The organism is Bartonella sp. CL63NXGY (assembly GCF_042194905.1).
Taxonomy (GTDB): Bacteria; Pseudomonadota; Alphaproteobacteria; order Rhizobiales; family Rhizobiaceae; genus Bartonella.
Genome location: NZ_JBHINK010000106.1, coordinates 1 through 352, shown reverse-complemented (window position 1 = coordinate 352; position 352 = coordinate 1). Strand labels below are relative to the sequence as shown.

The window sequence follows — 352 nt, the reverse complement described above, 5'->3', positions numbered from 1 at the left end:
CATCCAAAATTCCAGCGTTAATCATACTAGTGCCGCGGATTTTCAGCATGAAGATATCGCCAGAATCCTTGAGCGAAGGTGGCAACGGAAAAAAGTCAGTTGCTTCTTCAACTGCCAAAATTGGTTGACCTGCGGTTACGACCCCCAGCATTGGAATCTCCTTTTGCTCTGGTTGCACACCTAATGCGTCTAAACCAGTAGTGGTGATTTCTAATGCGCGTGGCTTAGAAGGATCTTTTTGAAGATAACCATTGGTAATTAAATGCTTGATGTGGGCATGGACAGTTGATGTCGAAGATAACCCAACTGCGGAACAAATTTCACGAACCGTTGGTGGGTAACCATGATTCTC

The 352-nt window shown here is 44.9% G+C and carries 1 protein-coding gene; it reads right to left on the bottom strand.

Features of this window, described 5'->3' with window-relative positions; genetic code table 11:
* A partial coding sequence (locus tag ACFIK0_RS09510) for a LexA family protein (RefSeq protein ID WP_375663928.1) occupies positions 1-352 on the bottom strand: 352 nt, incomplete at both ends.